Origin of the sequence: Ensifer sp. ENS10, from assembly GCF_014852025.1 — a bacterium.
GTDB lineage: Bacteria > Pseudomonadota > Alphaproteobacteria > Rhizobiales > Rhizobiaceae > Ensifer.
Genome location: NZ_JACVAS010000008.1, coordinates 220,712 through 241,340, shown reverse-complemented (window position 1 = coordinate 241,340; position 20,629 = coordinate 220,712). Strand labels below are relative to the sequence as shown.

Below are 20,629 nucleotides of genomic sequence, written 5' to 3'. Positions count from 1 at the left end.
TAGCGATTCTATTGTTTTAGGGAGAGGTTTTCATGCGCGGTCTGCAGGCAAAAGGAGAGAGTGCTTCGCCAAGAGCCGGCCGCGGCCGGGGACCACTGGCATTCTCGTTGGCGGCGTTGGCCGCCGCCCTCTTGCTCTGTCCCGCCCTTGCCGAAGCGCGCGACGCCTTCGCCGACGACGCGTTTTCGACCTACAAGGCCAATGTCGACAATGGCAAATACGTGTTCAATGCCGCGGGATGCGGCGCCTGCCACGGATCCGGCGACAATACCGAATTGCTTTCCGGCGGCATGGAGATGAACACGGCGATCGGCACATTCTACGCGCCGAACATTTCGCCCCACGCCAACGGCATCGGCGGCTGGACCAACGCCCAGTTCTTGAACGCTGTGCTGGTCGGTCTCGACCGGGAGGGCAACAATCTCTATCCGGTCATGCCCTATACATCCTATGGCGGGATGAAGCCGGAGGATGCGCTCGATATCAAGGCCTATATCGAGACACTGCCGCAGTCTGACGCCGCCTCGAAGGAACACGAGATCGCCTTCCCCTTCAGTCGTCAGACGACGATCACGCTGTGGAAGCGCAGTCACTTTACGGTGCCGGGCTATCAGCCGCGGGAGGAGACGCAAGCCGAGCGCGGCCGCTACCTTGTCGAGAACGTCGGCGGCTGCGGTGATTGTCATACCCCGCGCACCACCACCTACGGGCTCGATCTGGAGCGCGCTTACCAGGGCGAAAAGGATCTGACGGGTGCGGTCGCCCCGGACATCAGCAAAGCGAAGATGGCGGGGCTTGCCTCGCCGGAAGTCTTCACCAAGGGGCTAATTGACGAAGGCAAGAAACTCTCGGGCGCCCCGGTCAGCGATCCCGTGATGCGGCGCATCGCCAAGGGCCTGAGCGTTCTGACGGAGGAAGACCGCAGGGCGATCTACGCCTTCCTCTCCGACCGCGAGGTGAAGGCGCCGGCGCCGGTGGCGCAATCTGTGACCGCCGTCTGCAAGGAAAACACGGCAGCGGAAGCGCTCGGTGGCGACAATGCGGCACTGGCACAGCAGGCGGACGCCTTCATCGGCAAATACTGCCGCAACTGCCACGGACCGGGCGAAAGCTCGCAGGGGAGCTACCCCGCCGGCGACCTCGCTTCGATCGGCGCGGATGCCAATTTCGTGGCGCCGGGCGACGCATCGAAGTCACGCCTCTATACGACCGTCGTTAGCGGCCGCATGCCGCTCGGCAAGCGGCCCTCGGCCGAAGAGATCAAGGTGCTGGAGGACTGGATCAATTCCCTCAGCGAGAAGAGTCTGCCGCAAACGGCGGCGGCCAAGCCCGACCGTTCCCGCCCGATGCAGAGCTATGGCCAGTTCGTCGAGGCGGCGCTGAAGGACATCGATAAGGTCAACGAACTCGACCGTCCGTTCATGCGCTATTTCTCCTACCGCGACCAATATAACGGCATGATGGGCTGCGAGGACGACCAAACCTTCATGAAGCGCATGGATGTGCTCGCCGGCGGCTTCAAGAAGCTGCTGAATTCGCTCTCCTATGGGCCGAAACTGGTTCTGCCAGCCGAAGTCGATGGCACCAAAGGGCTGCTCGTGCGGGTCGATCTGCGCGAGCTGCAATGGGAGACCGCGGATTACGACTTCCTCGCCAAACGTTACTTCTATGGCATCGCCCCGGAGAGCGACGCGTCGCTGGCGGCGCTTTCTAAGGAGACTGCCACGTCACTGCCGATCATGCGGATCGACTGGTTCATGAGCAATGGCGCACGGCCCGAGATCTACAACCGGCTGATGCGGCTGCCGACTGAGATCAGCGAACTCGAAAAGCGCTTCAAGATCGACGTGGCCGACAACATTCGCCGGCGCAACGTCCTGCGCGCCGGTTTCGCCGACGGCTCATCCGGAGTGTCCGACCACAACCGCATGCTGGAACGGCATGACATGCCCTTTGGTGGTTACTACTGGAAGTCCTATGACTTCGGCGGCGAGCTGGGCAAGCAGGTATTGAAGCGTTTCCCACACGGGCCGAAGGAACTCGCTCCGCTCGACGCGGGCCTTGTGCCCTTCGAGCATGATGGCGGCGAGATGATCTTCTCGCTCCCGAACGGATTGCAGGGCTATTACCTCTCCACCTCGGCGGGCAAGCAACTCGATGTCGGACCGACGACGATCGTATCGTTCCGCAAGCGGCCGATCGGCAAGGGCGTCGAGATCATCAATGCACGGTCCTGCGTCGATTGCCACGCCGACGGCATTCTATCGAAGCGCGATCAATTGCGTGAACATATCGAGACATCGACGCTCTTCAGCAAGGATCAACAGGACGTTCTGCTCGCCATGTATGTGAAGCAGGAGGAATTGGACGAGGCCTATCGGAACGACCGCGAGCGTTTCGTCAATGCGCTGAAGGCGCTGGGTGTCACCGAGCCGACGCCGGATGGCGGTCTCCAGAGCAAGCACGCTCCGGGCGATGCAGAGATCATCACCTACTTCGCGGACAAATACGAAGACGAGCTCGACTTTGACGGTTTGGCGGCCGAGTTCGACATGACGCCGAAGCAATTCTCCGATGCGATCAAGCGCGTGACGAATACGGATGTTTTGCGCCTGGGGCTCGATTGGGTGACGACGCTTGAAGCCGGCGGAACGATCCCGCGCAATGAGGTCGAACAGCAATATGCCTTGCTGCTGGAGCCGTTGCTGCAGCGTCGTCCGCTGGATACCGCAGTGATCGTCGTTGCCGGTTCCGAGCACCCGGTGGGCGCCAAGCCGCAATCGATCGTGGCTGCCGTGCCCGAGTATCGCAAGGAGGATGCGGCGGCTGGCAACAAGCTCGAGCTCGCGCTCAACGTGAAGTCGACGACGGCGAAAGTTGGCGATCAGCTTTCTTTCGAGCTTAGCGCCAACCACGCCTGCGAGTTGCAGATCCTCTATGTCGAGGAGAATGGCAATGTCGAGGTCATCCCGGATGTGATGATCGGCAACATCACGCTGCAGCCGGGCGAACGGCGCCTTATCCCGCAGCCGGGGACGGGCACGCTGACCTTCGATACGCCAGCACCATCCGAGTCGATGTTGGCTTTCTGCCGTGTCGGCGGACTTGGCGATCAGAGGCTCACCGTGGAGAAGGCGCGCGACTACGTGGCGAAGTCGAGGTTGCCACCGACAAGGGGGCTGGCAATCAACCTGGCCAAACAGGCCCAGGGCGATGCTGGGGCCAGCAGCGTTCAGATGGTGACCTTCGAGATCAAGAACTGACGAGCGAACAATGGCAAAGGTGATCCGGTCTCTTATTCTCGCGTCGGCAATGGTGCTGCCAGTCGCCTTGCCCGCGATGGCCTGCGATGGTCTTCGCCAGGCGTCCGAAGCGCTGAACCGCGGCGACGAGGCGGCCGCGCGTGCTGCCGCTGCTCCGGAGAGTGTGGCGGGATGTTCGTCAACGGAGATCGCGCTGACGCGTCGCGTCGTGGCGCTGGTGACCTTCAACCGTGTCGCGGCTGCTGTGGGGCAGGGCGCCAAGCTCGAAAGCTTCGAAGGCGACCTGACGACAGCGAGCAGAGACGCCGGCGGCCCGTGGCAGATCCTTGATGCGCTCGGCGACATTAGCCGGGAGCACCGCGACTATGAGGCGGCGGCGACCTATTATCAGCAGGCGCTGGAAGATTCGGCGAACGAGGAACTGACGCCCGATTGGATGGCGCCGGACAAGGACTACATCCTGCGGCTGGACAGGTTGGGCTCGGAAATGCGGCTTGCGGCAACCAAGCCCGTCAAGCTCGCCGCGCGCGGCGCCTGCAAGTTCTCCTATCGCGGCGTCTCGATCAAGAAGAAGGCCACCCCGGTGCGCTACGTCTTCGGCACCGCCGAGTTCACGCCGGAGGGGCTGCAGTCGGCAAAGGATCTTTTCGAATGCCTGAAGTCGGCGAAACCGCCGGCAATCACGCTGATTGGTCATACCGATCCGGTTGGCACGACCGAGGCGAACAAGGCATTGTCGATCGCCCGCGCCGAGGCCTTGGCGCATTACCTTGTGGATGCCGGATATCCGGGTACCTGGATAGCCGTCGGCAAGGGCGAGGAAGAGCCGTTCAAGCCGGATGACCCGAGCGCCTACGACGAGGCGATGCTGCACCAACTCGACCGGCGGGTGGAAGTGGACGTGGGGAACTAGTTGTGTTGCACAGAATCCTGCTTTCGACGGTCCTGTTCGTCCTGCCCGTGCCCCCCGTCCTCGCGGCCACGTCGGCGCTGGTCGTCGGGGTGGATGCCTATCCGCATGAAGTGAGCCTCGACGGCGCAGTGAAGGACGCACGCGATGTCACGCAGGCGCTAAAGGCGGCCAATGTCGACACGATACGGCAGTTCATCAATGAGCAGGCGACGAAGGACGCCATCCGCTCCGCCTGGACCGAACTGGTCGCCGGCGCAGCCCGCGGCGATACGATCGTCTTCACCTATGCCGGGCACGGCGCGCAGATGCCGGAACTGATTGCGGGCAGCGAAGAAGACGGTCTGGACGAGTTCCTGGAACTACCCGGCTTCGACAGGAGCCGCGCGGAAGAAACCAGCAAGGAGATCATTGTCGACAACGAGCTGAACGCCTGGTTCGCGGAAGCGGAGGCCAAAGGTATTCAGGTTCTGTTCCTTTCCGACAGTTGCTTTTCCGGCGGCATGAACCGTTCCATTTCCGGTAAAACGCGGCTTGCACCGATCGTGCGTGCGAAGGTGCCGCCGCCGTCCGAAGAGGCGCTCAGGGGCGCGAAGGTGAAGGAAGCGGATCTGTCTCGCGTGACGATCCTGGCCGCGTCGCTCGAAAGCCAGCCGACGCCGGAAGTGGTGATCGGCGGCGAGCCGCGCGGGGCCCTGAGCTGGAGCTTTGCCCGCGCCATAGAGGGGGCTGCGGATCGCGACAGCGATGGCCGGATCTCGCGCATCGAGCTCGAGGACTATGTCTTCTCCAACGTCAAGCTTCAGTCGGAAGCGCTGCAGGTGCCGAACTTCACGCCGCAAGTGCCGCGCTCCGACAAGGAGATTGTCCTGTCCCTGCCGCGAAGCGCGACCATCGGCGCGGGCGCGACAGGCGACGCCGGAGCGAAATTGAAGTCGCCGCGTGAAATGGGCTGGACGGGGAAACTGGCACTCAGCGTGACCGGTACGGCGCCGCCGCTCAACAATCTCGGCGACAATGGTGTGCCCTATCGCTGGGATGCTGCCACCGGGGTGTTCTACACGCCGAACGGCGATGTCGCCGGCGAACACATCGCGCCGGACATGCTCCAGGGCGCCGTCGACAAGTTTATCCTGGTCGATTTCCTGAAGGTCCTGGCGACGCAGAGCCCCGGCAGCGTTTCGCTCACGCCGTTGAAGGACATCTACGCGGCAGGCGACAGGCTGAATTTCAAGGCGGCGCAGGGCGACTACGCCAACATGCTGGTTTTCAATCTGGCGAATACCGGCGAAGCACAGCTTCTCGATGCGCAGATTGCCGGTACCGGCAGCCACGCGTTTCAGCTTCAGGGCCTGGAGGTGGTGAAACCCTTCGGCGCCGATCACCTGGTCGCCATCTCGACGAATGCGCCGATCGACGCCATTGCGGCGGCCTTCTCCAACTCGAAGCTCGATGCCGCAGCGCTTCTGCGCCTCCTTGAAACACGGTTGGAAGGCAGCGAAAGCACCATCGCCATCCAACCGCTTTACACGAGGGACCGGGGCCAATGAGCGCGCGTGGCAAGTCGTGGTGTACCGCGGCGCTTTCTGTGGTGGCATGGCTCGCCTTGCTTGCGGCTCCGGCCGTGGCCGGCGACCGGGCCTTGCTCATCGGTGTCGGCAGCTACCCGAGCCTGTCGCCAAAATTCGCACTCAAAGGTCCGAAGAACGATCTCGTGGCAATGCAGGGCCTGCTGACGGGAAAACTTGGTTTCGACCCGTCCTCGATCCGCATTTTGAAGGAGGAGCAGGCGACGCGATCAGGGATACTCTCGGCCATGAACACGTGGCTGGTCGAAGCAACCGGACCCGGCGATCGCGTCTACATCTACTTTTCCGGTCACGGCCTTCAGGTGACGGATGCAGATGGCGACGAGCAGGATGGACTGGACGAGGCGCTGGCGCCCGTCGATATCGTCTCCGGTGAAACGGACTGGCAAGGCGCGATCCTCGACGATGAGATCGACCGGATCCTGGAACGGCTGCAGGGGCGGGCGGTGACGATGGTGATTGATGCCTGCCATTCAGGCACGATCTCTCGTTCGCTTTCCGACGACGTCTCGTCGGGCATCGAGGGCGCTCGTTTCCTGCCCCGCCCGCATGCCAAGCCGGTTGAGCAGGCATTGACCCGCGGCCTCAGGATCGATCTTGCCGTCGTCGATAAGCCGAAGCTGGTGGAATCGGGCGTGACCGCCTGGAGCGCGGCCGCTCCATACCAGGTGGCCTGGGACGATGTGCGGCTTCCCGTCGAAGATCGGCACGGCGTGTTCACCGCGGCTTTCGTCGCTGGCCAGACCGGCAATGCGGCGGACGCCAACGGCAACGGTTTGACGAGCAATGCCGAACTGCTCGAATTCGTAAAGGTGCAGTCGACCGCTTACTGCTCCTCGCAGGAAAAATGCGGCAATCTCGACCCGCAATTGGAAAGCAAGGCGCAGACGCTTGGCGAGAGTGCAATCGCACCCGAAAAGCTCGGTGCGGGTGGCAACGGGCAGGGGACTTACCAGCAATCCAGCGCTCCAAGTGGGACGCCGACGACCTATCAGGACTCCGATGCGGTCAACGCGATCGGTGACATCATCGGCAAGACCGAGACCGGCGAAGTGAAACTCGTCATAGACCGACCCACGACCATGAAGGCCGGCGACGTTTTCAAGCTGACAGTCACCAGCCGGACCGGCGGCGACCTGCTGCTCTTCGACGTGAACAGCCAGGGCAAGGCCACGCAGGTCTTCCCGAACGAGTTCGCGCAGAAGATCACGCCGCTTGCGCCGGACGTACCGCTGACATTACCGGACGACTATTATGGCTTCGATTTCGAAGCGTCGGGTGAGGGCGAGAGTGCCTTCGTTGCACTCGTGGTCAGCGATGCCGTCGATCTGAGCGACGTCGCGCCGAAATCCCGTGGTCTGAAGGTTGAGCTGAATACCCGGGAGACCTTGAGCGACATCGTCGCGCGGCTACAGAAGACCTGGGCCGATGATCTTGACAGGCGTAGTATCCGCTGGTCCGTCGGCACTTTGCGCTATCGCGTTGAATAGGACCGAGCCAAGCAATCCGAATAGAAAAAGCCCGCCTCGATGAGACGGGCTTCCTTGTGAAGGTGTCTGCCGATCCTAGTGCAGGATCTGGCTGAGGAAGAGCTTGGTGCGCTCGTGCTGCGGATTGTCGAAGAACTCGGCCGGCGAGTTCTGCTCGACGATCTGGCCCTGGTCCATGAAAATCACGCGGTTGGCGACCTGGCGGGCAAAGCCCATTTCGTGGGTCACGCAGAGCATGGTCATGCCTTCCTCGGCGAGGCCGACCATCGTGTCGAGCACTTCCTTGATCATTTCCGGGTCGAGCGCCGAAGTCGGCTCGTCGAACAGCATTATCTTCGGATTCATGCACAGCGAGCGGGCGATCGCCACGCGCTGCTGCTGACCGCCGGAGAGCTGGCCCGGATATTTGTTCGCCTGTTCGGGAATCTTGACGCGCTTCAGGAAGTGCATCGCGATTTCTTCCGCCTGCTTCTTCGGCATCTTGCGCACCCAGATCGGCGCAAGCGTGCAGTTTTCGAGGATCGTCAGGTGCGGGAAGAGGTTGAAGTGCTGGAACACCATGCCGACTTCGCGGCGCACTTCGTCGATCTTCTTGAGGTCGTTGGTCAGCTCGATGCCGTCAACGACGATCTTGCCCTTCTGGTGCTCTTCGAGGCGATTGATGCAGCGGATCATCGTCGACTTGCCGGAGCCCGACGGGCCGGCAATGACGATGCGCTCGCCTTTCATAACCTTCAGGTTGATGTCACGAAGGACGTGGAAGTCCCCGTACCACTTGTTCATTCCAGTGATTTCGACTGCGACATCCGTTGCGGAAACAGTCATTTTGGAAGCAGTGGCTGCGTTTGCCATGCGATCCTCCCCTCATTTTATCGTTTATGGGCCGTGTCGAGAACGCGTTCCATGAAGCCTGAATAGCGCGACATACTGAAGCAGAAAAGCCAGAATATGAAGCCAGCGAAAATAAGGCCCGAGATCGGCGTGACCGAAGAGGCCCAGTTGGCGTCGGTGAAGTTGAAGCGAACGATGCCGAGCAGGTCGAACATGCCGATAATCGACACCAGCGACGTATCCTTGAAGAGACCGATGAAGGTGTTGACGATGCCGGGAATCACAAGCTTCAGCGCCTGCGGCAGCACGATGAGGTTCATCTTCTGCCAGAAGCTGAGGCCGAGCGAATCTGCGCCTTCATACTGCCCCTTCGGAATGGCCTGCAGACCGCCGCGCACCACTTCGGCCATGTAGGCCGAGGCAAAGAACGACACGCCGATCAGTGCGCGCAGGAATTTGTCGAAGGTGACGCCCTGCGGCAGGAACAGGGGCAGCATGACGCTCGCCATGAACAGCACGGTGATCAGCGGAATGCCGCGCACCAGCTCGATGAAAGCGGTGCAGAGCATCTTGATCACGGGCATGTGTGATCGCCGGCCAAGTGCTAGCAGGATGCCGAGCGGCAATGACACGGCGATGCCGACGAAAGAGAGAATGAGCGTCACCATCAGGCCGCCCCAGAGCGGCGTCTCGACGAATGTCAGCCCAAACCAGCCGCCCGGAAGCAGGATCAAGGAGATGAGCGGCAGAACGGCGAAAAGCAGGATGGCGTTGATGCCCTTGTAAGGGACCTTCGGTATTGCCATCGGCACGAGGAAAAGAATGAAGAGGATGCCGACCAGCGTCGGTCTCCAGCGTTCATCGAGCGGATAGCGGCCGTAGACGAACTGGTCGAGCTTCGCGTTGACGAAGGCCCAGCACGCGCCGCTCCAGCCTTCCGGCTGGCTACCGCCCTGTGCAACCGTGGCGCAGACGCCACGGCCTCCACCGGTCCAGGCGGCGTCAAGGAACAGCCATTGGATTGCCGGCGGCAGGAACCACGCGAGCGCAAGTGCGCCGATGATGGTAAGCACCGTATCCTTCGGCGTGGCGAAAAGGTTCTCGCGCAGCCAGTGGACGACGCCGCCTTCTGCGATCGGCGGTGCGGAAGCCTCGATCATCGAGGCGCGGACGAAATTTGCCTGGGGTGTGGTCATGGTCTTATCTCTCCACCAGGGCCATTCGGGCATTGAACCAGTTCATGAATAGCGACGTCGCGAGGCTCAGCGACAGGTAGACGACGATCCAGATCGTAACGATCTCGATCGACTGCCCCGTCTGGTTGAGGATCGTGCCGCCGACGGCCACGAGATCGGCGTAGCCGATGGCGACGGCGAGCGAGGAGTTCTTGGTCAGGTTCAGATACTGGCTGGTGAGCGGCGGAATGATGATCCTCAGCGCCTGGGGAACAACCACGAGGCGCGTCGTCAGACCCGGGCGAATGCCGAGCGCGTGCGCGGCCTCCGTCTGCCCCTTGGAAACACCGCGAATACCGGCGCGCACGATCTCGGCGATGAAGGCCGCGGTATAGAACGAGAGCGCCAGGAACAGCGACAAGAATTCCGGCCCGATGACCGAGCCGCCGGTGAGGTTGAACTTGCCGGCAACGGGAACGTCGAAGGTGATCGGCGATCCCGTGGCGAGGAACGTCAAGAGTGGCAAGCCGATGATCAGGCCGAGAGCCGTCCAAAGAACCGGGAAGCGCTGTCCGGTGGCTTCCTGCTTCTTGCGCGCATACCGCGCCACGAAGAAGCTGGCGACGATCGCGATGAAGAAGGCAAGAACCGTGTACATCGAGCCGTCTTCAAAGATCGGTTTGGGAAAGGCGAGACCGCGGTTGTTGAGGAACATGTTGAGCGGCAGTGCCGCAGATTCACGTGGCTGCGGCAGGATCGCCAGAACGCCGCTGTACCAGAAGAAGATGACGAGCAGCGGCGGGATGTTGCGGAAGATCTCGACATAGGCGAGCGACAGCTTGGCAATTAGCCAGTTGTGCGACAGCCGTCCGATGCCGACCGCAAAGCCGATGATGGTGGCGGTGAAAATACCGCAGACAGCGACCAGCAGCGTGTTGAGCAGACCAACGACAAGCGCACGCTGATAGGTCGAATCGCTGGTAAAGGCGATCAGCGACTGTCCAACGTCGAAACCGGCGCGCCCATTCAGGAAGCCGTAACCGGAAGCAATATTCGCTCGTTTGAGGTTCTCGATCGTATTGTCGGCGATCCAATAGACGAAGGCCGCGAGAACGACGAGGGTGAGTACCTGATAGAAGATCCCGCGCACTTGCGGGTCGTAGATGATCGACCCCGACGGTTTGCTTTTTTCAGGCGTAGTTGTGACGCCAATCGCCATGCAATGCCTCTTTCCCCTTTGTCACCCTTTGGGTGTTTTTATCGTTGGATGGGGAAGCGGTGACCCGCTTCCCCAGTCTTGGCTAATCGCTTAGCGGACCGGCGGGGCGTACTGGATGCCGCCCTTGTTCCACAGGGCGTTGAGGCCGCGCTCGATCTTGAGCGGGCTGCCAGCGCCGATGTTACGGTCAAAGACTTCGCCGTAGTTGCCGACGGCCTTGATGATGTTCACGGCCCATTCGTTGGTCAGGCCAAGGTCGGTGCCGATCTTGCTGTCAGCTTCGACGCCGAGGAAGCGCTGAACGTCCGGGTTGGCGGACTTCTTCATTTCTTCGACGTTGGCCTGGGTGATGCCGAAATCTTCGGCCTGGATCAGCGCATAATGAACCCAGCTGACGATATCGAACCACTGGTCGTCACCCTGGCGCACGGCCGGGCCGAGGGGTTCCTTCGAGATGATTTCCGGCAGGATCATGTGATCGTCGGGCTTCGACAGCGTCAGACGCAGCGAATAGAGGCCCGACTGGTCGGTGGTGTAGACGTCGCAACGACCGGCGTCATAGGCGGCGTTCACTTCTTCGAGCTTTTCGAAGACGACCGGATTGTACTGCAGGTTGTTGGACTTGAAGTAGTCGGCAAGGTTGAGTTCGGTGGTGGTACCGGTCTGCACGCAGACGGCTGCGCCCGAAAGCTCGAGAGCCGACTTGACGTTCAGGCTCTTGCGAACCATGAAGCCCTGGCCGTCATAGTAGTTGACCGGGCGGAAGTTGAAGCCGAGCGCGGTGTCGCGGTTGATCGTCCAGGTGGTGTTACGCGCGAGGACATCGACCTCGCCGGACTGCAGCGCCGGGAAGCGTTCCTTGGCCGAAGTGGGCGTGAACTTCACCTTGCTGGCATCCGCGAAGATCGCGGCGGCGATTGCCTTGCAGTAGTCGACGTCGAAACCGCTCCAGTTGCCCGAGGCATCCGGTGCCGCGAAGCCGGCGAGACCGGTGTTCACGCCGCACTGGACAAAGCCCTTGGCCTTCACGTCATCAAGGGTAGCGCCCGAAGCCGCCTGTGTGCCAATCCCCATGACAGCGGCGCCAACGAGAGCTGTCAGAATTCTTTTTGCCATTTTTAGAACCTTTTTCTGTTGTCGTTAGTTCCCGTCTGCACCAGCGCGTCTCCTGGCGCGTGCAGCCTCCGCCACCCTCCTGGCGCGAGTACAGGCTATCTCATGCTCAAATTCCATGAGGGTCAAGAGAGGCCGCCGATTTTCTGGTTTTGCATGTGAAAAACCCGAAACAAGCCAGAAAGTTAGGCAGTTTTTGGGGGCAATGGGCGGGCCCTGGGCGAAAAATCGCCAAATGCCGGCCGGTGACGGCCAAAACGACGCTCCATGATTTTTGCCACTTGACCGCGGTTGTGGCTCATTCGAAGAGTTTCTCTTTCGAAATCAGAAGCGGAACATGCAATGGCAGACAGCGGCAATGTGAATGGCAAGGCGGGCATCAACACCCGTCTCGCTCATAGCGGCAACAATCCCTCCGACTATTTCGGCTTCGTCAACCCGCCCGTGGTACATGCGTCCACCGTGTTGTTTCCGAATGCGAAGGCGATGGAAACGCGCGCGCAGAAGTACACCTACGGGACGCGCGGAACGCCGACCACGGATGCGCTTTGCGACGCGATCAACGAACTTGAAGGTTCCGCCGGGACGATTCTTGTACCCTCGGGCCTGGCTGCCGTAACGGTGCCGTTCCTTACCTATCTCTCGGCGGGCGATCACGCGCTGATCGTCGATTCGGTTTATTTCCCGACGCGCCACTTCTGCGACACCATGCTGAAGCGTCTTGGCGTCACCGTCGAATACTACGATCCGATGATCGGTGCCGGAATCGAAAACCTGATCCGACCGAACACGCGCCTGGTGCATACCGAAGCGCCGGGTTCGAATACGTTCGAAATGCAGGACATTCGCGCCATCGCCGACGTTGCCCATCGCCACGGCTGCGTCGTCACCATGGACAACACCTGGGCGACGCCGGTTTACTTCAGGCCGCTCGATCACGGCGTCGATGTGTCGATCCATGCGTCCACCAAGTATCCGTCCGGTCATTCGGATGTTCTCCTGGGTACGGTGTCGGCGAACGCCGCCCACTGGCCGGCCTTGACCGAGGCGATGGTGACCCTCGGTGTCTGCGTTTCGCCCGACGACAGCTACCAGATCCTGCGTGGCCTGAGGACGATGGGCATTCGCCTCGAGCGGCACCAGGAGAGCGCACTTGCCCTGGCCCAGTGGCTGGAAGGGCGGGATGAGGTCGCCCGTGTCCTGCATCCGGCACTGCCGAGCTTCCCGGGACACGAACTCTGGAAACGCGATTTCGCCGGCGCAAGCGGCATCTTCTCCTTCGTCCTAAAAGCGGAAAGCGCCGATCGGTTCAAGGCCAAGGCGCATGCCTTCCTCGACGCGCTGAAACTGTTCGGGCTCGGCTATTCCTGGGGCGGCTTCGAGAGCTTGGCACTCCATGTCAGCCTGTCGGACCGCAAGGTGGCGCTGGCGCCGACAGAAGGTCCGGTCATCCGCCTGCAGATCGGGCTTGAGGATGTGCCGGATATCCGCCGCGACATCGAAGCGGGATTGGCCGCGGCCAACGCCGTTTGACGGCTTGAGGCGCCGCATTCATTCGCGGCGCCTCATCACCATCGACTATGGAATCTGCGTGTTGCCCACTCGCCTGTCCGCATTCAGCGCTGGGCGCCGTAGCCGTAGAGCCAATCAAGGTCGGCAGCGAGCGCATCCGGTCCCTTGAGTTTCAGGACGATGTCGCGGCCGAGGCGTAGCGGCCCACGGGCGTGGTAGGCGAAATGATTGAGCGCCGCACGGCGCCGGACCCGCGCGATGCGTGGTCGGCGCCTCGCTTCGAATACAGCCAGCGCCTTCGGGATATCGATGCCGGTGGCCAGGCAGTCGGAAAGCTCGAAGGCGTCCTCAATAGCCATGGCCGCGCCCTGCGCCGCAAAGGGCGTCATCGCATGGGCCGCATCGCCGATCAGTACGGTCTTTCGCCCGTCTTGCCAGGCCCCGTCGTCGACTGTGCACAATGGCCAGTAGGTAGGGGCGGCAGCCTTTTCGAGTAGCGAGCGGATGCCCGCGTTCCAGCCGGAGAAAGCATTCAGGCAATCCTGGCGCCGCTTGTCCGAATCCTTGCCGACCCAGACGGCATCGGTCTCCTTGCCCTCGATGATCGCGACGAGATTGAAACCGTCAACTTCCCGCAACGGGTAGGCGACGAGATGGGCGCGAGGGCCGAGGAACGCTGTGACCTGGTTCGGCTTGAGAAGGCCGGCGGCCGTGTCGCGCGCAAGCGTCATGCGCCAGGCGACGTTGCCTGAAAACCGTACGCGACCGGCACCGGGGACGCCGTTGCGCAACCGCGACCAGATGCCATCGGCGCCGACGATGATGTCCGGGCGGCGCCCCGTCAGTGTTATGATGGTCTGCTCATCAGGGTTGTCGATAAGGCAGCCGAGTTGCAGGCGGCAGCGCGGTTCTGCCTCCACGGCGGCAAGCAGGACTTTCTGCAGGCTCGCGCGGTGCATGACGGCATAGGGCGCGTGCCAGCGGCGACGCGCGAAAGCGCCGGCCGATACGCTGGCAAGAGGGCTCAAGGATACGCCGTCAACCAGGCCGATGCGCTCGGGCTCGCTCCAGTAGGCTTCGAGTTCCGCAAGCAGGCCGAGTTCTATGAGGATGCGTGAGGCGTTCGGCGACAATTGCAGGCCGGCGCCGACCTCGGTCAGCGCCGTTGCCCGTTCGATGATGTCGACTTCGAAGCCTCGGCGGGCGAGGCACAAGGCGGCCGTGAGTCCGCCGATACCGGCGCCGATGATCGCGACAGGGCGCGACATCGTGGCTTATCAGGCGGCTTTGTGGGCGAAGAGGCAGCCGGGCGGGTTGGTTTCCGTCGCCTTCAGCTTCGGATTGTAGCGATAGAGCGTGGAGCAGTAGGAGCAGACCTTTTCGTTGTCGTCGCCCATATCGATGAAGATGTGCGGGTGATCGTACGGAATGGACGCGCCGGTGCACATGAATTCCTTGACGCCGATTTCGATTGCCTGATGTCCGCCGTCGTTCTGGAAGTGCGGGATGCTGTGGCCGGCCATGTCATGCTCCGATGAATGCAAGTCTCTAAAGTTGGCGGCACCATAGTGAGCTTTGCTGCAAAAGTGTAGCGGCAAACACGCCGCAGCTGTGGTTTTTGCCGGGGCGGGGTTTCACTCGCCAGAGCGACGAACTAGGTTGCGCCGGATCGATACCTCCCAGGATGATAAAGATGGATCTCAATCCGCCGCCGTTTTCCCGCTTTACCCATGAAGGCCTGGAGATCGCCTTCTTTGACGAAGGTGATCCAGCCGGCGCGCCCATTCTCCTCATTCATGGGTTTGCCTCGAGCGCCAACGTCAACTGGGTTTTCCCGGGGTGGCTGAAGACGCTGGGCGATGCCGGCTACCGTGTGATCGCGCTCGACAACCGCGGGCATGGCAAGAGCAGTAAACCCTACGATCCAGCGCTTTATCATCCGCAGCAGATGGCGGGCGACGCCGTAGCGCTTTTGGGTCATCTCGGCATCGCCGAAGCACATGTGATGGGCTACTCGATGGGCGCACGCATCTCGGCCTTCATGGCACTCGCCCATCCCCACCGCGTCCGTTCGCTGGTCTTTGGCGGGCTCGGCATCGGCATGGTGACGGGGGTAGGGGATTGGGACCCGATTGCCGATGCCTTGTCGGCGCCGTCTCTGGATGTCGTGACCCATGCACGCGGCCGCATGTTCCGCGCCTTTGCCGACCAGACCAAAAGCGACAGGCAGGCGCTTGCGGCCTGCATCTCGACGTCTCGCGATCTGCTGACGGCTGAGGACATGGGGCGCATCGACGTGCCGACCCTGATCGGTGTCGGGACCAAGGACGACATTGCCGGCTCACCGCAGGAGCTGGCGGAGTTGATGCCCAACGCGCGTGCGCTTGATATTCCGGGCAGGGATCATATGCTCGCCGTGGGTGACCGGGTTTTCAAGAAGGCCGTGCTCGAATTCCTCGAGGAAGTGGCGCGCGCCTAGACTGCCGAACAAGACGGAACGCGGGAAGCACCGCAAGCTTGCCCGCTTCTGAGCTGCTCGACCGAGGGTGGAACTGAGGCCGAGCCATTTAAGTCATACCGGATTTCCCCTATAGTGACTGTAGGACGGACAGGAAGGAGAGCGACGATGGTCGCCAAGACCGAACTTCGCCAGACGGAAGCTTTGAAGGTGATGGACCCGATCTGGAACAGCCTGCGTGAGGAAGCCCGCGTGGCAGCCGAGCAGGACCCGATGCTTGCGGCCTTCCTCTATTCGACGGTGGTCAATCAGCACTCGCTCGAAGAAAGCGTGATCTATCGCATCTGCGAAAGGCTCGATCATCCCGATCTTCAGGCAAACCTCTTGCGACAGACCTTCTCGGAGATGCTGGAGGATTGGCCGGAATGGGGCACCATTCTGCGTGTCGACATCCAGGCCGTTTATGACCGCGATCCCGCCTGCACCCGTTTCATCGAGCCGGTACTCTACTTCAAGGGCTTCCATGCCATCCAGACGCACCGCCTGGCCCATTGGCTGCTGAAGCGCGGCCGCAAGGATTTCGCGTTCTATCTGCAGAGCCGAGCGTCGAGCGTCTTCCAGACGGACATCAATCCGGCCGCCCGCATCGGGCGCGGCATCTTCCTTGATCACGCCACCGGCCTTGTCGTCGGCGAGACGGCGGTGATCGGAGACAACGTCTCTATCCTGCACGGCGTGACGCTCGGTGGCACGGGCAAGGAGGGCAGCGATCGCCATCCGAAGATCGCCGATGGCGTCCTGATCGGCGCCGGCGCCAAGATCCTTGGCAATATCCATATCGGCCATTGCTCGCGCATCGCCGCCGGCTCGGTCGTGTTGAAGCCGGTGCCGCCGAAAACGACGGTCGCAGGCGTGCCGGCGAAGGTGGTGGGCGAGGCCGGTTGCTCCGAGCCATCACGTCAGATGGACCAGATCCTGAGCAGCTTCGATATCTGAACATACGGGAACCGGTGCGTAAGCCTCTTTCGAGGGGTTTACACCCGGCGATGCAGCGTGCGAGAAGCGCCGCACAGATAAACGGCTACGGAGACGTGTTTTGAAGCCCGAAGAAATCCGCAAGCTTGAAGCCTATTTCAAGCGCACCTTCAATCAGCAGATGGTCGTCAAGGCGCGCCCGAAGAAGGACGAGTCCGCTGAAGTCTATCTCGGTGACGAGTTCCTCGGTGTCGTTTTCCGCGATGAGGAAGATGGCGAGCTTTCCTACAATTTCTCCATGGCAATCCTCGACATCGACCTCTAAGTCTGACGAGGACGTCCGAAAACAATAAACCCCGAAAATCCCCTGAGATTTTCGGGGTTTATTGTTTTAGTGGGGATTTATGCATCGCGCTGAGCAATTGCTCGCGTCGCTCATCTTGGTTCTTCATCGCGCCGTAAGAATTTTTTTCGCGGGAGCGCATTTCTTCATCAAGTTGTTGCATCCGTTGTATTTTATTGCGTCGCACACTCGTCTTGACTTTTTGTGCAGTGCACATAAACTGAAGCCTCCAGATCAGGCCGTCACTAAGGAGACACCCGATGTTCAACTTCGACGATGCAAACAAGAAGAGCAAAGAAGCCATTGACGTGGCTGTAAAGAGCTATTCCGCTTGGACCAAGGGTCTCCAGGCTATCGCGACTGAAGCTGCGGACTACTCCAAGAAGTCCTTTGAAGATGGCGTTGCGCACGTCGAGAAGCTGTCGAGCACCAAGAGTGTGGAAGCTGTTTTCGAACTGCAGACCAATTTCATCAAGGCGAGCTACGAAGGCTTCGTCGCCGAGGCAACGAAGATCGGCGAAATGTACGCTGATCTCGCCAAGGACGCTTACAAGCCCTACGAAGCGCCGGTTGCCAAGGCAACGGCAGCAGTCAAGGCCGCCGCTGCCGCCGCCTGATCGTCAGGCAAAGAACCACTTTCCAAAAAAGGCCGGTCGCAGCGCTTGCGACCGGCCTTTTTGTTTCTCGCATTAGCTGTGCGCAGCCCGAAGAAAGTTGATCAATCTTACGCGCGGTCGTGCGATTATGATTGCAGTGCGTTGGTTCGGTCTTAAAATCTGAAAACGAACCATTAGATAAAGGGCAAGCACGCTGCGGCCAAGTTCAGTGGGGTCGCTGCTGTACAAGGAACTGACAAGAATGATCGCCATGCCGGTCCGGATGCAGCAAGGTAGCGATGACGAGGGAAACGGCAACAACCGCAGCACGTCCGTCATCACGCGTACCAAGCCGAAGACCAAAAAGCCGAGTTTGTATCGTGTTCTGCTTTTGAATGACGATTACACGCCGATGGAATTTGTCATCCATATCCTGGAGCGCTTCTTTCAGAAGAACCCGGAAGAGGCGACCCGCATCATGCTTCATGTCCACAATCATGGCGTGGGAGAGTGCGGCGTCTTCACCTATGAGGTCGCCGAAACCAAGGTGACGCAGGTGATGGATTTTGCCCGGCAGCATCAGCATCCGTTGCAATGCGTCATGGAAAAGAAATGAGGAACTAACGTGCCAACATTTTCGCCCAGTCTCGAAAAGGCGCTACACCAGGCACTGACTTTTGCCAACGAGCGCCACCATGAATACGCCACGCTCGAGCATCTGCTTCTGGCATTGATCGATGATGCCGACGCGGCGGCCGTGATGGGCGCCTGCAACGTCAATCTCGAGACGCTGCGCAAGACCGTGACGGATTATGTCGACAACGAGCTTTCCAATCTCGTGACCGGCTATGACGAAGATTCCAAGCCGACGGCGGGTTTCCAGCGTGTCATCCAGCGCGCGGTCATCCATGTCCAATCGTCCGGCCGTGAAGAAGTCACCGGTGCCAACGTGCTGGTTGCCATCTTCGCCGAGCGCGAAAGCCATGCCGCCTATTTCCTGCAGGAGCAGGAGATGACGCGTTACGACGCCGTCAATTTCATTTCACACGGCATCGGCAAGCGGCCCGGCACCTCCGAATCCCGGCCGGTGCGCGGCGCCGACGATCACGAATCCGAGCAGAAGCCTTCGCGCGACACCGAGGAAACTGGCGCCAAGAAGCAGCAGGACGCGCTTACGGCCTATTGCGTCAACCTCAATGAAAAGGCGAAGTCCGGCAAGATCGACCCGTTGATCGGGCGTCACGCCGAGGTGAACCGCACCATCCAGGTGCTGTGCCGCCGCTCGAAGAACAATCCGCTCTATGTCGGCGACCCCGGCGTCGGCAAGACGGCGATCGCCGAAGGCCTTGCCAAGCGGATCATTGAAAAGAAGGTACCGGAAGCGCTACAGGATGCGACGATCTTCTCGCTGGATATGGGCACCTTGCTCGCCGGCACGCGCTATCGCGGCGATTTCGAAGAGCGCCTGAAGCAGGTCGTCAAGGAGCTTGAGGACTATCCGGGTGCCGTGCTTTTCATTGACGAGATCCACACCGTCATCGGCGCTGGAGCCACCTCCGGTGGTGCCATGGATGCGTCCAATCTCCTGAAGCCGGCACTCTCCTCCGGCGCGATCCGCTGCATCGGTTCGACCACCTACAAGGAATACCGCCAGTTCTTCGAAAAGGACCGGGCGCTGGTTCGCCGCTTCCAGAAGATCGACGTGAACGAGCCGACGATTGCCGACGCGATCGAGATCATGAAGGGTCTGAAGCCTTACTTTGAGGAATATCACCACCTGAAATACTCGAACGAGGCGATTAAGGCCGCGGTTGAACTTTCCGCCCGTTACATCAACGACCGCAAGCTGCCTGACAAGGCGATCGACGTGATCGACGAATCCGGCGCGGCACAGATGCTGTTGCCCGCGAGCAAGCGCCGCAAGCTGATCACCGAGAAGGAGATCGAGGCGACGATTGCGACGATGGCGCGCATCCCGCCCAAGACCGTTTCGAAGGACGACGAGGCCGTTCTCGCCAACCTCGAGAAGGAACTGCGCTCGGTCGTCTATGGCCAGGACCTGGCGATCGAAGCGCTCGCGTCTTCGATCAAGCTGGCGCGTGCCGGCCTGCGGGAACCGAACAAGCCGATCGGCTGCTATGTCTTCTCCGGCCCGACCGGCGTCGGCAAGACGGAAGTCGCCAAGCAGCTTGCGACGTCGCTCGGCGTCGAACTTCTGCGCTTCGACATGTCGGAATACATGGAGCGGCACACGGTTTCGCGTCTGCTCGGTGCACCTCCCGGCTATGTCGGCTTCGACCAGGGCGGCCTGTTGACCGATGGCGTGGACCAGCATCCGCATTGCGTGCTGCTGCTCGACGAGATCGAGAAGGCGCATCCGGACCTGTTCAACATCCTGTTGCAGGTCATGGACCACGGCTCGCTGACCGATCACAACGGCAAGAAGATCGACTTCCGCAACGTCATCCTGATCATGACCACCAATGCCGGCGCATCGGAAATGGCCCGGGCCGCCATCGGCTTCGGTTCTTCCAAGCGTACCGGTGAAGACGAAGAGGCGCTGAACCGTCTGTTCACGCCGGAATTCCGCAACCGTCTGGATGCGGTCATTCCCTTCGCCTCGCTGCCGACCCCGGTCATCCACCAAGTCGTGCAGAAGTTCGTCATGCAGCTGGAGACCCAGCTCGCCGAGCGCAACGTCACCTTCGACCTCGCGCCGGAGGCAATCGCCTGGCTCGCCGAGAAGGGCTACGACGAGAAGATGGGTGCCCGGCCGCTGGCCCGCGTCATCCAGGAAAACATCAAGAAACCGCTCGCCGATGAGATCCTCTTCGGCAAGCTGAAGAAGGGCGGCGTCGTCAAGGTGACGATCGGTACCAAGGCCGATGGCACCAAGGGCTTGCTGCTCGATGCGGTTCCGGAAACGACGCCGATCAAGCCGAAGGCGGAGGTTTCCCGCCCGGCGATGAAGGCGACAAAGCCGAAGAAGGCCGACGACAAGGAAGAAGTGGGCGCCGAGCCCGCGCCGAAGTCCAAGCCGAAGAAGGCGGCCGCCAAGGCATCGACCGATGGCGAAGCCGGGGCCGGCGACGCGGCTCCGAGAAAGGGCCGCACGGTGCCGAAGGTGCCGCGCAAGAAATAGACCTCGCAAGAGA

18 protein-coding genes are annotated in these 20,629 nt (G+C 61.1%); 11 read left to right on the top strand and 7 right to left on the bottom strand.

Features of this window, described 5'->3' with window-relative positions:
• Positions 1-32 precede the first annotated feature (32 nt).
• The 4 genes from IB265_RS25600 to IB265_RS25585 are packed head-to-tail and all read left to right on the top strand — an operon-like array spanning position 33 to position 7,252.
• A complete protein-coding gene (locus IB265_RS25600; protein WP_057255710.1) occupies positions 33-3,263 on the top strand; it encodes a c-type cytochrome in 3,231 nt (1,076 codons plus the stop codon).
• A 10-nt stretch (positions 3,264-3,273) separates the two neighbouring features.
• On the top strand, positions 3,274-4,176 hold the full coding sequence (locus tag IB265_RS25595; protein WP_082616294.1) for an OmpA family protein: 903 nt from the start codon (positions 3,274-3,276) through the stop codon (positions 4,174-4,176).
• Positions 4,177-4,178: 2 nt separating this feature from the next.
• Positions 4,179-5,723 carry a caspase family protein gene (locus IB265_RS25590; protein WP_057255714.1) on the top strand — a complete coding sequence of 515 codons (1,545 nt, stop codon included), beginning with the start codon at positions 4,179-4,181 and terminating at the stop codon, positions 5,721-5,723.
• Positions 5,720-7,252 carry a caspase family protein gene (locus IB265_RS25585; protein WP_057255716.1) on the top strand — a complete coding sequence of 511 codons (1,533 nt, stop codon included), beginning with the start codon at positions 5,720-5,722 and terminating at the stop codon, positions 7,250-7,252. Before IB265_RS25590 ends, IB265_RS25585 begins: the two co-directional genes overlap by 4 nt.
• 75 nt (positions 7,253-7,327) lie before the next feature.
• Here IB265_RS25585 and IB265_RS25580 read toward each other — a convergent pair whose 3' ends face one another.
• The 4 genes from IB265_RS25580 to IB265_RS25565 all read right to left on the bottom strand — a co-directional run bounded on the left by IB265_RS25580 (position 7,328) and on the right by IB265_RS25565 (position 11,593).
• The gene (locus tag IB265_RS25580; RefSeq protein WP_057255718.1) at positions 7,328-8,104 is read right to left on the bottom strand and encodes an amino acid ABC transporter ATP-binding protein; all 777 of its coding nucleotides are present in this window, start codon (positions 8,102-8,104) and stop codon (positions 7,328-7,330) included.
• Between the two features lie 17 nt (positions 8,105-8,121).
• Positions 8,122-9,279: an amino acid ABC transporter permease gene (locus IB265_RS25575; protein WP_057255720.1), complete on the bottom strand. Its 1,158-nt coding sequence runs from the start codon at positions 9,277-9,279 to the stop codon at positions 8,122-8,124.
• Positions 9,280-9,283: 4 nt separating this feature from the next.
• Positions 9,284-10,477 (bottom strand): amino acid ABC transporter permease, encoded by a 1,194-nt coding sequence (locus IB265_RS25570; RefSeq protein ID WP_057255722.1) that lies wholly within the window; start codon positions 10,475-10,477, stop codon positions 9,284-9,286.
• 90 nt (positions 10,478-10,567) lie between these two features.
• Positions 10,568-11,593: an amino acid ABC transporter substrate-binding protein gene (locus IB265_RS25565; protein WP_057255724.1), complete on the bottom strand. Its 1,026-nt coding sequence runs from the start codon at positions 11,591-11,593 to the stop codon at positions 10,568-10,570.
• Between the two features lie 339 nt (positions 11,594-11,932).
• Here IB265_RS25565 and IB265_RS25560 point away from each other — a divergent pair, with 339 nt between their 5' ends.
• Entirely contained in the window at positions 11,933-13,123 is a 1,191-nt protein-coding gene (locus tag IB265_RS25560) for a cystathionine beta-lyase (protein ID WP_057255726.1), read from the top strand.
• 83 nt (positions 13,124-13,206) lie between these two features.
• Here the strand turns inward: IB265_RS25560 and IB265_RS25555 are convergent, their stop codons facing one another.
• Entirely contained in the window at positions 13,207-14,370 is a 1,164-nt protein-coding gene (locus IB265_RS25555) for an FAD-dependent monooxygenase (protein WP_058326638.1), read from the bottom strand.
• Positions 14,371-14,379: 9 nt separating this feature from the next.
• On the bottom strand, positions 14,380-14,625 hold the full coding sequence (locus IB265_RS25550; RefSeq protein ID WP_057255736.1) for a zinc-finger domain-containing protein: 246 nt from the start codon (positions 14,623-14,625) through the stop codon (positions 14,380-14,382).
• Positions 14,626-14,795: 170 nt separating this feature from the next.
• Here IB265_RS25550 and IB265_RS25545 point away from each other — a divergent pair, with 170 nt between their 5' ends.
• From IB265_RS25545 to IB265_RS25535, 3 genes are all read left to right on the top strand, one after another.
• A complete protein-coding gene (locus IB265_RS25545) occupies positions 14,796-15,581 on the top strand; it encodes an alpha/beta fold hydrolase (protein WP_057255738.1) in 786 nt (261 codons plus the stop codon).
• Between the two features lie 147 nt (positions 15,582-15,728).
• Entirely contained in the window at positions 15,729-16,556 is an 828-nt protein-coding gene (gene cysE, locus IB265_RS25540; protein WP_057255740.1) for a serine O-acetyltransferase, read from the top strand.
• A gap of 100 nt (positions 16,557-16,656) precedes the next feature.
• Positions 16,657-16,860, top strand: a complete 204-nt coding sequence (locus tag IB265_RS25535; RefSeq protein ID WP_034796738.1) for a DUF3126 family protein — start codon at positions 16,657-16,659, stop codon at positions 16,858-16,860.
• Between the two features lie 58 nt (positions 16,861-16,918).
• Here the strand turns inward: IB265_RS25535 and IB265_RS25530 are convergent, their stop codons facing one another.
• On the bottom strand, positions 16,919-17,095 hold the full coding sequence (locus tag IB265_RS25530; RefSeq protein WP_156414766.1) for a hypothetical protein: 177 nt from the start codon (positions 17,093-17,095) through the stop codon (positions 16,919-16,921).
• Positions 17,096-17,138: 43 nt separating this feature from the next.
• On the opposite strand from IB265_RS25530, the gene IB265_RS25525 reads away from it, so the two are divergent.
• From IB265_RS25525 to clpA, 3 genes are all read left to right on the top strand, one after another.
• The gene (locus IB265_RS25525; protein WP_057255742.1) at positions 17,139-17,495 is read left to right on the top strand and encodes a phasin family protein; all 357 of its coding nucleotides are present in this window, start codon (positions 17,139-17,141) and stop codon (positions 17,493-17,495) included.
• A gap of 241 nt (positions 17,496-17,736) precedes the next feature.
• A complete protein-coding gene (clpS, locus tag IB265_RS25520; protein ID WP_043622145.1) occupies positions 17,737-18,090 on the top strand; it encodes an ATP-dependent Clp protease adapter ClpS in 354 nt (117 codons plus the stop codon).
• A gap of 9 nt (positions 18,091-18,099) precedes the next feature.
• On the top strand, positions 18,100-20,616 hold the full coding sequence (gene clpA, locus IB265_RS25515) for an ATP-dependent Clp protease ATP-binding subunit ClpA (protein WP_057255744.1): 2,517 nt from the start codon (positions 18,100-18,102) through the stop codon (positions 20,614-20,616).
• The last annotated feature ends 13 nt before the right edge of the window (positions 20,617-20,629 follow it).